The sequence below is a fragment of the Dactylosporangium fulvum genome (assembly GCF_025137375.1).
GTDB classification, from domain to species: Bacteria; Actinomycetota; Actinomycetes; order Mycobacteriales; family Micromonosporaceae; genus Dactylosporangium; species Dactylosporangium fulvum.
Genome location: NZ_CP073720.1, coordinates 8,046,998 through 8,060,034 on the forward strand (window position 1 = coordinate 8,046,998; position 13,037 = coordinate 8,060,034).

The window sequence follows — 13,037 nt, forward strand, 5'->3', positions numbered from 1 at the left end:
GGTGTCCGGTTTACCTGTGCCCGTCGGTTTACCTGATCGGGGACGCGGATACCCTGTCGGTCGTGGATACCGAGCCGAAGTACACCGACGAAGAGTGGGGCATCCTCGTAGGCTTGCCGCAGTCCGTGCTGATCGCCGCCTCCCAGGCGGAGTCCGACGGCACCCGGCGCACCCGTGACGAGTGGACGGCCGGCATGGCCGCGATCGCGGACGCCCGCGGCTCGTCGAGCACGCTGGTCCGATCGGTGGCCTCGGACGTCGTCGAGCGCCAGGGCAACGTCGAGGAGGGCGAGGAACCGCCGGTCATCGAGTTCCCCGACCGCGACGCCGGACTGGCCGAGGTGATCGCCCGGGCCAAGACGGCGCACGACATCCTGACCGCGAAGGCCGAGCCCGCCGACACCGAGGCTTACCGTTTCTGGCTGGTGACGGTGGCCGACGCCGTGGTGGGCGCGGCGAAGACCGGCGGTGTCCTGGGCCTGGGCGGCGACCAGGTGACAGCGGCTGAGCGCTCCTTCCGCGACAACCTCGCGGCGGCACTGGACATCTGACGATCGTCGTCGGCCCGCCGAACTCCACCACGGTCGGCGCCCTGCCGGGCCGGCCGCCGGCCGGACGCGTGCTCGCGGATCAGTTCTCCTGATCGTGGAGCCTTTGTGGCCGTCTGGGCGACCACAAAGGCTCCACGATCAGGAGAAACTGGCACCGAGATACCCGAAAGGACTCAGGACTTGGCCACCTGGCGCAGGGCACAGGCGGCGTCCAGCGCCGCCAGGGTCGCGGCGTAGCCCTTGTCCTCCGACGAGTCGGGGAAGCCGGCGCGGTCGCGGGCCTGCTCCAGGTTGTCCACCGTCAGCACGCCGTGGGCCACCGGCGTCGACTCGTCGAGTGCCACCCGCGTCAAACCGTCCGTCACCGACTGGCAGACGTACTCGAAATGCGCGGTGTCGCCCCGGATCACCACACCCAGCGCCACGACCGCGTCGAAGCGGTGGGCCAACGCCTGCGCGAGCACCGGCAGCTCGACCGCGCCGTCGACGCGGGCCACCGTGATGTGGTCGACGTTGGACGCCTCACCGGCCTCGATGGCCCGGTTCAGCATGTGGTCGACCAGCTCGCCGTGCCACCGGGTGGCGACGATGCCCAGGGTCAGTCCTGTGCCGTCCACGCGCTGCAGGACGGGCGCCCCACTACCAGCCATCTTATGCAAGTCCCTCCGCGACCTCGTCCAGCTCGTCGAGCAGATGCCCCATGCGGTCCCGCTTGGTGCGCAGGTAGCGCACGTTTTCCGGGTGCGGCCGGGTCGGCAGCGGAACGCGACCCAGCACGGACAGACCGTACCCCTCCAGGCCCGCTCGTTTGGCCGGGTTGTTCGTCAGCAGGCGCATCGTCTTGATGCCCAGATCGACCAGGATCTGCGCGCCGGTGCCGTAGTCGCGGGCGTCGGCGGGCAGGCCGAGGTCGAGGTTGGCGTCGACGGTGTCCCGGCCGAGGTCCTGCAGCTGGTACGCCTGGAGCTTGTGGATCAGGCCGATGCCCCGGCCCTCGTGGCCGCGCATGTAGAGCACGACGCCCCGGCCCTCGGCGGCGACCATCTTCATCGACGCCTCGAGCTGCGGGCCGCAGTCGCAGCGCACCGAGCTGAACACGTCGCCGGTGAGGCACTCGGAGTGGACCCGGACCAGCACGTCCTCGCCGTCGGTGAGGTCGCCGTAGACCAGCGCGATGTGCTCGCCGTTGTCGAAGTCGGTGGTGTAGCCGACCGCGCGGAACACGCCGTGCTCGGTGGGCAAGCGCGTCTCGGCGACCCGCTCGATCTGCTTCTCGGTGTGCCGGCGGTACGCGATGAGGTCGGCGATGCTGATCAGCGCCAGGTCGTGCTCGGCCGCGAACTTCCGCAGGTCGGGCAGGCGCATCATGGTGCCGTCGTCGTTGACCATCTCGCAGAGCACGCCGGCGGGGCGCAGCCCGGCCATCGTGGCCAGGTCGACCGCGGCCTCGGTGTGGCCGGCCCGGCGCAGCACGCCGCCGGTCTTCGCGCGCAGCGGCACGACGTGGCCCGGGCGGGACAGGTCGGTGGGTGCGGTGTCGGCCGAGGAGAGCAGCCGGATCGTGTGGGCGCGGTCGGCGGCCGAGATGCCGGTCGTCACGCCGAACCGGGCGTCGACGGTCACCGTGTAGGCGGTGCCACGCCGGTCCTGGTTCGTGCGGTACATCGGCGGCAGGTCGAGCCGGTCGGCCTCGTCCTCGGTGATCGGGACGCAGATGTAGCCGGACGTGTAGCGCACCATGAACGCCACCAGCTCGGGCGTGGCGAACTCAGCGGCGAAGATGAGATCGCCCTCGTTCTCGCGGTCCTCGTCGTCGACGACGATGACGGCCCGGCCGGCCGCGATCTCCTTGACCGCCCGCTCGATCGGGTCGAGATTCGTGACGGGGGCGCTCATGACTTCACCGCACCGAGGAGCTTCTCGACGTATTTGGCCATGATGTCGACCTCCAGGTTGACGTGCTCGCCGGCGCTCTTCGCGCCGAGCGTGGTGAGTTTGAGCGTGGTCGGGATCAGCCCGACCGAGAACGTGTCGTCGGTGACCGCCATGACGGTGAGCGAGATCCCGTCGACGGTGATGGAGCCCTTCTCGACCACGTATCGCGCCAGCGCCGCCGGCAGCGAGAACGTGACCGTCTCCCACTGGTCGCCGGGCTCCCGCGACAGCACCTCGCCGACCCCGTCGACGTGGCCCTGCACGATGTGGCCGCCGAGGCGGGTGGCGACGGTGGCGGCGCGTTCCAGGTTGACCGGGGAGCCGGTGCGCAGCCTGCCGAGCGTCGAGCGCTTGAGCGTCTCGCCCATCACGTCGGCCGTGAACACGCCGTCGGCGTTGTCGACCACGGTGAGACACACGCCGTTGACGGCGATGGAGTCGCCGTGCGCCGCGTCGGAGGTGACGGTGGCGCCTCGGATCGACAGCCGGGCCGAGTCGCCCAGCTCGTCGATCGCGACGACCGTACCGAGCTCTTCGATGATGCCGGTGAACACTGGGTCACACACCTTTCACAGCCGCCGTCAGGCGGACGTCGGGCCCGATCCTGGCGAGGTCGACAACGTCGAGCGTCATTGCTTCGGAGATCGTGGAGATTCCCGCGGCCCCGAGCGCGGCGGGGCCGGCGCCGAGGAGCTTCGGCGCAAGATACCCGACGACCCGGTCGACCAGCCCTGCCTCGAGAAACGCGCCGGCGAGCGTCGGGCCGCCCTCCAGCAGCGCGGTCCGCACCCCCCGCCCGTACAGCTCCTTGAGCATGGCCGGCAGGTCGACCCGTCCCCCGCCGCCGGAGACGGCCCACGTGGGGGCGCTGTCGTCAAAAACCTTTGATCCGGGAGGTGTACTTCGTGTGCCTCCCACGACGACCCGCAACGGCTGGCGCGCGGCCGGCGCGCCGTCCGCGGACCGCACGGTGAGCTGCGGGTCGTCGGCCAGGACCGTGCCGTTGCCGGCGATGATCGCGTCGACGCCGGCGCGCAGCCGGTGCACGTCGGCGCGGGCCTCAGGAGAGGTGATCCACTTGCTGGTGCCGTCGGCGGCGGCGGAGCGCCCGTCGAGCGTGGCCGCGAACTTCCAGATGACGTAGGGGGTGCCCCGGGACACCGCGGTCAGCCAGCCGACCGTCGCGTCCCGGGCGAGCTCAGGAAGTACGACCCCCACATCGACGGCGACCCCGGCGGACCGCAAGGTCTCGGCGCCGCCGGCGGCGACCGGGTTGGGGTCGCGGACGCCGACCACGACGCGCGCCACCCCCGCCCCGATCAGGGCGAGCGTGCAGGGGCCGGTGCGGCCCGTGTGGTCGCACGGCTCCAGCGTGACGTAAGCGGTGGCGCCCCGGGCCAGCTCACCGGCCTGCGCGAGGGCGCTGACCTCGGCGTGCGGCCCGCCGGCCGGTGCGGTGCGGCCCTCGCCGACGATCGTGCCGCCGGGGGCGACGATGACGCAGCCGACGTTGGGGTTGGGGCTGGTCTCGCCGAGGCTCAGCCATGCCAGCCCGACGGCTCGACGCATGAAGTCCTGGTCGTCCATGGCCTCTCCGCGCGGTGGTCGTCACACGCGGGCGGCTGCGGGGGCGCGACGGCGGCAGAGGGCGGTGACCTGCGCGGATGCGCACGAACCGACCCCTGGATCCGCGCGCTGAACTCCCATCCGGACTATGACCGTCGGCCCTGGATTCACACCAGGTCCACCGGTCGATGGCTTCGACCGGGTCGCGGGCTTCCGGCCTGTTCAGGCCGGTCACCGCCGGTTCGGAATTTCACCGAGCCCCGCCAGCGCGTGGTGGGTACGTTCCCGAGTCTGCCACACGAAGCCGGTCCTTACCGGGGGACATACGTCACAGGCCGACGACACCGCGGCGGTCGACGGCGACGTAGTTGCCGTGGTGCTTCTTCGCCACGGATTTCATCTCGGTCGCGATCGAGATGACCTCGCGCGGGTCGGTGACCTGTCCGTTGCCCGACGGCGTGCCGATCGCGACGCCGATCGACAGGGTCACCAGGTTGGCCTGCTGGACCTCACCGTTGCGCTGGACCACCTCGATGTAGCCGCGCTGCGAGTCGAGCGGGTTGTAGAGGGCGTCGGCGGCGTTCTGGAACTCCAGGATGGCCTTGGTGTGCAGCTCCTTGAGCTGGTCGGGGGTGCACACGACGAGGAAGTCGTCGCCGCCGATGTGCCCGAGGAAGGCCGGGGGCAGCCCGACCTCGACGACGGCCCGGTGCAGGGCGCGGGCCAGCGCGGTGATGAACTCGTCACCGCGCGCGAAGCCGTAGACGTCGTTGACCGGCTTGAACCGGTCGATGTCGACGTGGGAGACGGCGAAGTCGCTGCCGGCGCGGGCCCGGTCGGTGATCTCACGCAGGATGCGGCTGTTGCCGGGCAGGCCGGTGAGCGGGGACACCTCGCGGTTCTCCTGGTTGCGCCGCAGCGTGGAGCGCACCCGGGCGACGAGCTCGAGCGTGTCGAACGGCTTGACGAGGTAGTCGTCGGCGCCGGCCTGCAGCCCGAGCACCTTGTCGGCGGTCTGGCCGCGCGCGGTCAGCAGGATCACCGGCATCGGCGCGGTCATCGGGTCGGCCCGCAGCCGCCGGGTCAGCTCGATCCCGTCGAGCTGCGGCATCATCCAGTCGACGACGGCCAGGGCGGGCTGGTGCTCGGCGATGAGCTGCAGGGCGGTCTCGCCGTCGTGGGCGAGCAGCACCCCGTAACCCTCGAGTTTGAGGTTGACCTCGATGAAACGGGCGATGTCGACGTCGTCGTCGACCACGAGGATGACGTCCGGCTCGCCCACGCTGATCCCGTCTGTGTCGTCTCAGGCGCCGTGTCGCCGCCGCTACCGCGTCGCCGCCGCTGCTCTGGCGCGGAGCTTGCGCACCGCGGCGGCCGGGTCGTCGGCGCCGTAGACCGCGGTGCCGGCCACGAAGGTGTCGGCACCCGCCTCGGCGCAGGCCGCGATGGTATCTTCGGCCACCCCGCCGTCGACTTCAATGCGCAGTTCCAGGTGGCCGGTGTCGACGTGACGGCGGGCCGTGCGGACCTTGTCCAGCAGCTCCGGCAGGAACGCCTGGCCGCCGAAGCCGGCCTTGATGGTCATGACGAGCAGCAGGTCGAAGTGCTGCAGCAGGTCCAGGTAACCCTCGACGGGGGTGTCCCGGTCGATGGCGAGCCCCGCCCGGCTGCCGGCGGCGCGCAGGTCCTTGGCGATCGCGACCGGGTCGGTGGCGGCCTCGGCGTGGAACGTCACGTTGTACGCCCCGGCCTCCGCGTAGGCGGTCGCCCAGCGGGCCGGCTCGTCGATCATCAGATGGCAGTCGAACGGCAGCGTCGTCGCCTTGCGCAGGCTCTGCACCACCGGCAGGCCGATCGTCAGGTTGGGCACGAAGTGGTAGTCCATGACGTCGACGTGCAGCCAGTCGGCCGCCCCCTCGACCGCGCGGGCCTCGTCGGCCAGCCGCGCGAAGTCTGCGGCGAGAATCGACGGCGCGATCAGCAAGTGTTCCGGCACCCGCCCACTCTACTGTGCGGGAGATCGGGGATGACTGCGAGAATGGCCCACATGGATGTCGTCGACGCGATCATCGCCGATCATGTCCGATTCGAGAGCCTCCTGCGCCGGCTGCGCGCCCGCGACACCGATCCCGAAACCCTGCGCACCCGCCGGCCGGCCACCCGTCAGGAGTTCGCCGACCTGCTCGTCGGCCATGCGACGGCGGAGGAGTCGGAGGTGTACCCCAAGCTGCGCACCCACGTCGGCGACCATGTCGAGCACGGTGCGGACGAGCACGTCGACGGCCACCGCAAGCTGCTCGCCCTGCTCGACGTCGACGACGTGCTCTCCGCCGGCTTCGACCGGGCCCTGGGCAAGCTGGCGAACTCCCTGGCCCACCACGTCGACGAGGAGGAGCGGACGCTGCTCAACGACGCCCGCGAGCACCTCGACGCCGCCACCCGCGAGTCCCTGGGCATCGCCTGGCTCGCCGAGCGCGACCGCCTGATCGCGGAGTCCTGCGGCTCCCGCGACGCGGTGGCGGCGCTCCTCCCCTGACCTCGCTCGCCGGGTCAGGCGGCGCGGCGGAGCAGCGCGACGAACATCGCGTCGGTGCCGTGGCGGTGCGGCCAGAGCTGCACCGTCGGCCCGGTCCCGGCCTCCGGCAGCGAGGACGGCAGGTAGGGCCGGACGTCGACCAGGTCGACGTCGACGTCGGAGCGGCGGGCCGCCTCGGTCACCGAGACCTCCGTCTCCGCCTGGTGCGGCGAGCAGGTCACGTAGGCCACCAGCCCGCCCGGGCGGACCGCGCGGAACGCCGACTGCAGCAGCTCCCGCTGCAGCCGGGTGAGCGGCGGCAGGTCGGACGGCTGGCGGCGCCAGCGGGCCTCCGGACGGCGGCGCAGCGCGCCCAGGCCGGTGCACGGCGCGTCGACGAGCACCCGGTCGAAGCCCCCGGCCGGCAGGTCCGGATCCTTGCCGACGTCGCGGCCGTCGGCGTTGATCGTGTAGACCGGCAGGCCCGCGGTCGCCTGCGCGACGAGCGCGGCGCGGTGGTGGGCGATCTCGACGGCGGTGACGTGGGCGCCGCGCTGGGCGGCGAGCGCGCCGAGCAGGCCGGCCTTGCCGCCGGGGCCCGCGCACAGGTCGAGCCACGTGTCGTCGCGGCCGTCGAGCGGCGCGCCGGCGAGCGCGGCCGCCACCAACTGGCTGCCCTCGTCCTGCACGTGGGCGCGGCCGTCGCGGACGGCGGGCACGGCACCCGGGTCGCCGCCGCCGGTGAGGACAACGGCATACGGCGAGTACCGCCCGACGGAGGCGCCGGGCAGCGCGGCGGCGAGGTCGGCGGGGTCGAGCAGGCCGGGCCGTGCGCACAGGTGCACCGGCGGCGGCAGGTTGTCGGCGTCGAGGGCGAGCTCCGCCTCGTCGAGCGAGCCGAGCGCGTCGACGAACGCCCGGACGATCCACTCCGGGTGGGCGTGGGTGAGGGCGGCACGGGCGACGGGATCGGCGGGCGCCAGCCGGGCGAGCCAGCCGGACCGGTCCGCCTCGGCGATCCGGCGCAGCACGGCGTTGGCGAAGCCGGCCGCGCCCGGCACCAGGGAGCGCACCAGGTCGACGGTCGTCGCCACGGCCGCGTGCGCGCCGACCCGCATGTGCAGCAGTTGGTAGGCGCCGACGCGCAACGCGTCCCGCACCGGCGGATCGATGCGGTCGACGGGCCGGTCGGCGGCAGCGGCCACGATCGCGTCGAGGGTGCCCGTCTGGCGCAGCGTGCCGTAGGTCAGCTCGGTCGCGAACGCCGCGTCCCGGCCGGAGACGCCGCTCTCGCGCAGGATCCTGGGCAGGACCAGGTTGGCGTACGCGTCGTCGCGGTGCACGGCGGCCACGGCCTCGTACGCCGCCTCGCGCGCCGGGTCGATCGCGGGCCGCCCGCCCCGGGGCGGGCGGGCCAGCCGGTCGTCGCGCCCGCCTGCGGGCCGTGCGCCGGGCCCGCGCCGCGGTGACCTCAAGAGACCCGCTCCCCCGACTCGACGCGGGCGCCGCGGGCCCACGCGTCGGCGGGCATCGCCTTTTTGCCGGGCGCGGTCACGGTGCCGAGCACGACGGGGACGGTGCCGGTGCCGACGAGCACCCGGTTGCGCTCCACGACCAGCTCACCCGTCCCGGGCGACGGCGAGCCGCCGATGACGGTCGCCGCCGTCAGCGGCGTGACGGGGCCGAGCTTGAGCCGCTCGCCGCGGAACGTCGTCCACGCGCCCGGCGCCGGGGTGCACGCCCGGATCCGCCGGTCGACGGCGAACGCCGGATCGCCCCAGCGCACCTGGGCGTCCTCGACCGTCAGCTTCGGCGCGGTCGAGATGCCCTCGTGCGGCTGCGGTACCGCGGTGACGTTGCCGGCCGCGATCCCGTCGAGGACCCGGACCAGCAGCTCAGCGCCCGACACGGCGAGCCGGTCGAGCAGGTCGCCGGAGGTGTCACGGTGCCCGACCGGCTCGGTGAGGGTGCCGAACACCGGCCCGGTGTCCAGACCCTCCTCGAGCAGGAACACGCTCGCGCCGGTCATGTCGTCGCCGTGCAGCACGGCGTGCTGGACCGGCGCCGCGCCGCGCCAGGCGGGCAGCAGCGAGAAGTGCAGGTTGATCCAGCCGTACCGCGGGATGTCGAGCGCGGTGCGCGGCACGAGCGCGCCGTAGGCCACGACGGGAACGCAGTCGGGCTCGAGCCCGGCGAGCCGCTCCAGGAACTCCGGCTCGCGGGGCTTCGCCGGGGTGAGCACCGGGATGCCGCGCTCGGTCGCCCAGGCGGACACCGGCGACGGCACCAACTGGCGGCCCCGGCCGGACGGCGCGTCGGGCCGGGTGACGACCGCGACGAGCTCGTGGTCGGAGGCCGCGATGGCGTCGAGGGCGGGCAGGGCGACGGACGGCGTGCCCGCGAAGACGAGCCTCAACAGCTTCCTCTGCTTCCTGGCGATGCTTCCTAGCGGATGCCGAACAGCCCGTGCGGGCTGGCCTTGACGACCGGCGGCGCATCCGGGTTGTACCACTCCGCGGACCGGATCTCCTTCATCGCCTGCTTGCGCCGGTTGGCGTCGAGCCGGTCGAGGAAGAGCACCCCGTCGAGGTGGTCGGTCTCGTGCTGCGCGCAGCGGGCCATCAGCCCGGAGCCGACGATCTGCACCGGGTCGCCGTGCTGGTTGAAGCCCTTGGCGATGACGTTCTGCCGGCGCTTCGTGTCGACGTAGACACCCGGGATCGACAGGCAGCCCTCGGGACCGTCCTGCTCCTCCTCGTCCGGGAACTCCAGGCCCGGGTTGACGAGGTGCCCGACCACGTCGTCGACGTCGAAGGTGAACACCCGCAGGCCCACTCCGATCTGCGGGGCGGCGAGGCCGGTGCCGTTCTGCTGGCGCATCGTGTCGAGCAGGTCGCTGACCAGCTTGCGCAGCTCCTTGTCGAAGTCGACGACCGCGTCAGCGGGCGTGCGCAGCACCGGGTCGCCGAACAGGCGGACGGACTGGACGGTCAAGCGGCACCTCTTATCTGATCCGGGTCAATCAAGTCTAGTGTGGCCGGATGGAGACGCTGCACCTGCGTGGCACCGTGCTGCCGGAGGGTGACGTCCGTGACATCTGGGTCCTCGGCGACCGGCTCACCTTCGTCCGTCCGCCCGGCGGCGCGACCACGGTCCTGGACGGCGGCTACCTGCTGCCCGGCCTGGTGGACGCCCACTCGCACCCGGGGCACGAGCCGGCGACGATGGCGTTCGACGCCGACCGGTTCACCGGCGCCGCCCTGGCCTACGCCGAGGCGGGCACCACCCTGCTGCGCGTCCCCGGCCACCGTGCGCCGATCCCGCCCGGGCTGCGCGGCGACCCCCGCCTGCCCCGGCTGGTGACGGCCGGCGAATGGCTGGCCTGGGCCGGCCTCGAGGGCCTCGACGGGCCGCAGTCCGTGCCCGCCGACCTGACGGCCGCGGCCGTCGCGCAGGCGCGGGCGAACGACGGCTGGTGCAAGACCTACGGCGACTGGGAGCCGTTCACCGCGAAAACCCCGGTGGCGATGCTGACCGAGCTGTGCGACGCCGTGCACGCGGCCGGCGGCAGGGTGGCGGCACACTGCCAGACGGCGGAGGGCACCCGCAACGCCGTCCTCGCCGGCGTCGACTCGATCGAGCACGCCTGGTACCTCACCGAGGACCTGCTGACGGCGCTGGCCGCCCGCGGCGGCGCCGTGACCCCGACCTGGTCCGGATTCCTGCCGCTGGTCGCGGACGTCCGCACGAAACCGGAGGGCGAGCGCAAGGCGTGGTTCCTCGACGGCGTGGCCAGCCTGCGCACGGCGACGGTGACCGCCCACGAGCTGGGCGTGACGGTGCTCGCCGGCACCGACGCGCTGGACTTCGGCGACGTGGTGACCGAGATCGAGCACCTGATCGCGGCCGGTCTGCCCGCCGCGGCGGCGGTGGGCGCGGCGAGCTGGGACGCCCGCCGCTACCTCGGCTTCCCGGGCCTCACGGAGGGCGCACCGGCGGACCTGGTGGCGGTGCCCGACGACCCGCGCCGGACCCCGGCCGTCCTGCGCCACCCGGCGCTGGTCCTGCTCCGCGGCCGGCGGCTCAGGGACGGCTCAGGAGCGCACCGCTACGGTTGACCGGTGGCGGATGAACGGACGGCCGTCGGGCTGCGGTCACTGTTGCCTTATCTGAAGCATCACCGGGGGACCCTCGCCGTCGTGGCGGTCCTCTCCCTCCTGGGCGCGGTCACGACGCTCACCCAGCCGCTGCTGACCCGGGAGGTCCTCGACGGGCTGCAGGCACGGCAGGCCGTCGCGCGAATCGTCGCCGTCCTCGTGACCGTCCTGGCCGCCGGCGCCGTGCTCGGCGCGCTGCGGGACTACCTGCTCCAGCGCACGGCCGAGGGACTCGTCCTCACCTCCCGGCGGCGCCTCACGCGGCACCTGCTGCGGCTGCCGATCAGCGAGTACGACCAGCGGCGCACCGGCGACCTGCTGTCCCGTGTCGGCGCCGACACCACGCTGCTGCGGGCCGTCGTCACGTCGGGACTGTTCGAGACCGTCACCGGGGCGGTCATGGTGGTCGGCGCCGCGATCGCGATGATGCTGCTCGACCCGGTCCTGTTCCTGACCGCGGGCGCCGGCCTGGCGCTCGGGCTGAGCGTCGCCCTCGTCTTCTCCCGGCGGGTGCGGCCCGCCTCGGAGGCCGCGCAGACCCGCATCGGCGAGATGACCAGCGCCGTCGAGCGCGCGCTCTCGGCGGCCCGCACGATCCGGGCGGCCGGTGCCGAGGAGCGCGAGATCCGGACCGTCGAGACGAGCGCCGAGGAGGCGTACCGCGCGGGCGTGCGGATCGCGCGGCTGGAGGCGCTCGTCGGGCCGGCCGGCTTCGCCGCGGTCCAGGGGGCGTTCCTGTTGCTGCTCGGGGTCGGCGGAGCCCGTGTGGCGGCCGGCACGATCTCCGTCGGCGACCTCGTCGCGTTTGTGCTGTACCTGTTCTTCCTCGTCATGCCGCTGGGTCAGGCGCTCCACGCGTACACCCAGCTGCAGACCGGCCTCGGCGCGCTGCAGCGCATGGAGGACATCCTGGCGGTACCGCTGGAGGCCGACGACGGCTCGGCCCGCATCGTCGTCGACGCGCCGGTGGCGGTCGCGTTCGAGGGCGTGACGTTCGGCTACGCGGGCACGAGCGGGCCGGTGCTGCACGACGTGTCGTTCACGGTGCCGTACGGGACGCGGACCGCGCTCGTCGGCCCCTCCGGCGCCGGCAAGTCCACGCTGCTGCAGCTCGTCGAGCGGTTCTACGACGTCACGGCCGGCACGGTCCGGGTCGCCGGGACCGACGTGCGGCACCTGCCGCGGGCGGTCCTGCGCGCGCAGCTCGGGTACGTCGAGCAGGAGGCCCCGGTGCTGGCCGGCACGCTGCGGGAGAACCTGCGGCTGGCCGCGCCGGCGGCGACCGACGCCGAGATGCTCGCCGTGCTCGACGCGGTGAACCTCGACGACGTCGTCGCCCGGGCGCCGGAGGGCCTCGACGCGCAGGTCGGCGAGGGCGGCGTGCTGCTGTCCGGCGGCGAGCGGCAGCGGCTCGCGATCGCCCGGACGCTGCTCGCGGCGCCGCCGATCCTGCTGCTGGACGAGCCGACGTCGAACCTCGACGCGCGCAACGAGGTGGCCCTGCGCAAGGCGATCGACACCGTGGCCCGGAACCGGACGATGGTGGTGGTCGCGCACCGGCTCTCGACGGTCGTCGACGCCGACCAGATCGTTGTGCTGGAGGGCGGCCGGGTCGTCGCCGCCGGGCGGCACGAGGAGCTGACCGCGACCAGCGAGCTGTACCGGGAGCTGGCCACCAACCAGCTGCTCGTCGCATAAGCGGTCCGGAGCGAAGCGGAGGGCGCGTGAGCGGGTCGGCGGCTGTATGGGTGATCGCGGGGCCGCCCGGTGCGGGCAAGTCGACGGTCGCCGACGTCCTGCTGGGCCTGCTCTCCCCCACGCCGGCGCTCCTGGACAAGGACACCGTCTACGGCAGCTTCGTCGCCGCCACGCTCGCCGCCGCGGGCCGCCCGCCCGGCGAGCGCGAGGGTCCGTGGTACGACACCAACATCAAGACCCACGAATACGCCGGGCTGGCCGCGACGGCCCGGGAGATCCGCCGCCACGGCTGCCCGGTCCTGCTGTCCGCCCCGTTCACCGGGCAGATCTCCGACCCGCGACGGTGGGCCGCGTTCGTCGCCGAACTGGGCGGCGACCCGGTGCACCTGGTCTGGGTACGGTCGGATCCGCAGACCCTGCGGGAACGGCTGATCGCGCGCGGCTCCCACCGCGACACCCAGAAGCTGGACCACTGGAACGACTTCCTGGCCGCGATCCCGCCGGACCGCGCCCCGGCGGTCCCCCACCTGGAGGTCGACAACCGCCATGGCGCCCCGCCGCTGGTGGAGACGATCAGGGCACTGCTCGGCTAGGGGCGGGCCGCCCTCGGTCCAC

At 73.3% G+C, this 13,037-nt stretch carries 14 protein-coding genes and 1 riboswitch; of the genes, 5 read left to right on the forward strand and 9 right to left on the reverse strand.

What is annotated here, in order from left to right:
* The first annotated feature begins 62 nt into the window (after window positions 1-62).
* Window positions 63-551 (forward strand): hypothetical protein, encoded by a 489-nt coding sequence (locus Dfulv_RS36825; RefSeq protein ID WP_259858439.1) that lies wholly within the window; start codon window positions 63-65, stop codon window positions 549-551.
* Between the two features lie 173 nt (window positions 552-724).
* Here Dfulv_RS36825 and ribH read toward each other — a convergent pair whose 3' ends face one another.
* The 6 genes from ribH to rpe all read right to left on the reverse strand — a co-directional run bounded on the left by ribH (window position 725) and on the right by rpe (window position 6,048).
* The gene (ribH, locus tag Dfulv_RS36830; protein WP_259858440.1) at window positions 725-1,201 is read right to left on the reverse strand and encodes a 6,7-dimethyl-8-ribityllumazine synthase; all 477 of its coding nucleotides are present in this window, start codon (window positions 1,199-1,201) and stop codon (window positions 725-727) included.
* 1 nt (window position 1,202) lies between these two features.
* A complete protein-coding gene (locus tag Dfulv_RS36835) occupies window positions 1,203-2,447 on the reverse strand; it encodes a bifunctional 3,4-dihydroxy-2-butanone-4-phosphate synthase/GTP cyclohydrolase II (protein ID WP_259858441.1) in 1,245 nt (414 codons plus the stop codon).
* On the reverse strand, window positions 2,444-3,040 hold the full coding sequence (locus Dfulv_RS36840) for a riboflavin synthase (RefSeq protein WP_259858442.1): 597 nt from the start codon (window positions 3,038-3,040) through the stop codon (window positions 2,444-2,446). The genes Dfulv_RS36835 and Dfulv_RS36840 overlap by 4 nt, the downstream gene beginning before the upstream one ends.
* Window positions 3,041-3,044: 4 nt before the next feature.
* Entirely contained in the window at window positions 3,045-4,073 is a 1,029-nt protein-coding gene (gene ribD / locus Dfulv_RS36845) for a bifunctional diaminohydroxyphosphoribosylaminopyrimidine deaminase/5-amino-6-(5-phosphoribosylamino)uracil reductase RibD (RefSeq protein ID WP_259858443.1), read from the reverse strand.
* A 103-nt stretch (window positions 4,074-4,176) separates the two neighbouring features.
* A riboswitch (FMN riboswitch) is annotated at window positions 4,177-4,324 on the reverse strand.
* Window positions 4,325-4,380: 56 nt separating this feature from the next.
* Window positions 4,381-5,334, reverse strand: a complete 954-nt coding sequence (locus Dfulv_RS36850; RefSeq protein WP_406567859.1) for a GGDEF domain-containing response regulator — start codon at window positions 5,332-5,334, stop codon at window positions 4,381-4,383.
* Window positions 5,335-5,376: 42 nt separating this feature from the next.
* On the reverse strand, window positions 5,377-6,048 hold the full coding sequence (gene rpe / locus Dfulv_RS36855) for a ribulose-phosphate 3-epimerase (RefSeq protein WP_259858444.1): 672 nt from the start codon (window positions 6,046-6,048) through the stop codon (window positions 5,377-5,379).
* Window positions 6,049-6,099: 51 nt separating this feature from the next.
* Here rpe and Dfulv_RS36860 point away from each other — a divergent pair, with 51 nt between their 5' ends.
* On the forward strand, window positions 6,100-6,588 hold the full coding sequence (locus Dfulv_RS36860; protein ID WP_259858445.1) for a hemerythrin domain-containing protein: 489 nt from the start codon (window positions 6,100-6,102) through the stop codon (window positions 6,586-6,588).
* A 14-nt stretch (window positions 6,589-6,602) separates the two neighbouring features.
* Here the strand turns inward: Dfulv_RS36860 and Dfulv_RS36865 are convergent, their stop codons facing one another.
* Genes Dfulv_RS36865 through def form a run of 3 tightly spaced genes read right to left on the reverse strand, consistent with a single transcriptional unit; the run spans window position 6,603 to window position 9,561 of the window.
* A complete protein-coding gene (locus Dfulv_RS36865; protein ID WP_259858446.1) occupies window positions 6,603-8,042 on the reverse strand; it encodes an RsmB/NOP family class I SAM-dependent RNA methyltransferase in 1,440 nt (479 codons plus the stop codon).
* Window positions 8,039-8,983 carry a methionyl-tRNA formyltransferase gene (fmt, locus tag Dfulv_RS36870; RefSeq protein ID WP_259858447.1) on the reverse strand — a complete coding sequence of 315 codons (945 nt, stop codon included), beginning with the start codon at window positions 8,981-8,983 and terminating at the stop codon, window positions 8,039-8,041. The genes Dfulv_RS36865 and fmt overlap by 4 nt, the downstream gene beginning before the upstream one ends.
* A gap of 29 nt (window positions 8,984-9,012) precedes the next feature.
* Window positions 9,013-9,561, reverse strand: coding sequence for a peptide deformylase (gene def / locus Dfulv_RS36875; RefSeq protein WP_259858448.1), 549 nt, complete (start codon window positions 9,559-9,561; stop codon window positions 9,013-9,015).
* Window positions 9,562-9,608: 47 nt separating this feature from the next.
* Here def and Dfulv_RS36880 point away from each other — a divergent pair, with 47 nt between their 5' ends.
* From Dfulv_RS36880 to Dfulv_RS36890, 3 genes are read left to right on the forward strand one after another with little or no spacing between them, the layout of a single operon-like run.
* Window positions 9,609-10,685, forward strand: coding sequence for an amidohydrolase family protein (locus Dfulv_RS36880; protein ID WP_259858449.1), 1,077 nt, complete (start codon window positions 9,609-9,611; stop codon window positions 10,683-10,685).
* A gap of 3 nt (window positions 10,686-10,688) precedes the next feature.
* Window positions 10,689-12,422: an ABC transporter ATP-binding protein gene (locus tag Dfulv_RS36885; RefSeq protein WP_259858450.1), complete on the forward strand. Its 1,734-nt coding sequence runs from the start codon at window positions 10,689-10,691 to the stop codon at window positions 12,420-12,422.
* A 26-nt stretch (window positions 12,423-12,448) separates the two neighbouring features.
* A complete protein-coding gene (locus Dfulv_RS36890) occupies window positions 12,449-13,015 on the forward strand; it encodes an AAA family ATPase (protein ID WP_259858451.1) in 567 nt (188 codons plus the stop codon).
* Window positions 13,016-13,037: the final 22 nt, after the last annotated feature.

What these genes read in the sequence shown, in the direction of transcription:
- Dfulv_RS36880 (WP_259858449.1), top strand. Translation starts at nt 9,609, where the DNA reads ATGGAGACGCTGCACCTGCGTGGCACCGTGCTGCCGGAGGGTGACGTC.
- ribH (WP_259858440.1), bottom strand. Translation starts at nt 1,201, where the DNA reads ATGGCTGGTAGTGGGGCGCCCGTCCTGCAGCGCGTGGACGGCACAGGA.
- Dfulv_RS36860 (WP_259858445.1), top strand. Translation starts at nt 6,100, where the DNA reads ATGGATGTCGTCGACGCGATCATCGCCGATCATGTCCGATTCGAGAGC.
- Dfulv_RS36835 (WP_259858441.1), bottom strand. Translation starts at nt 2,447, where the DNA reads ATGAGCGCCCCCGTCACGAATCTCGACCCGATCGAGCGGGCGGTCAAG.
- ribD (WP_259858443.1), bottom strand. Translation starts at nt 4,073, where the DNA reads ATGGACGACCAGGACTTCATGCGTCGAGCCGTCGGGCTGGCATGGCTG.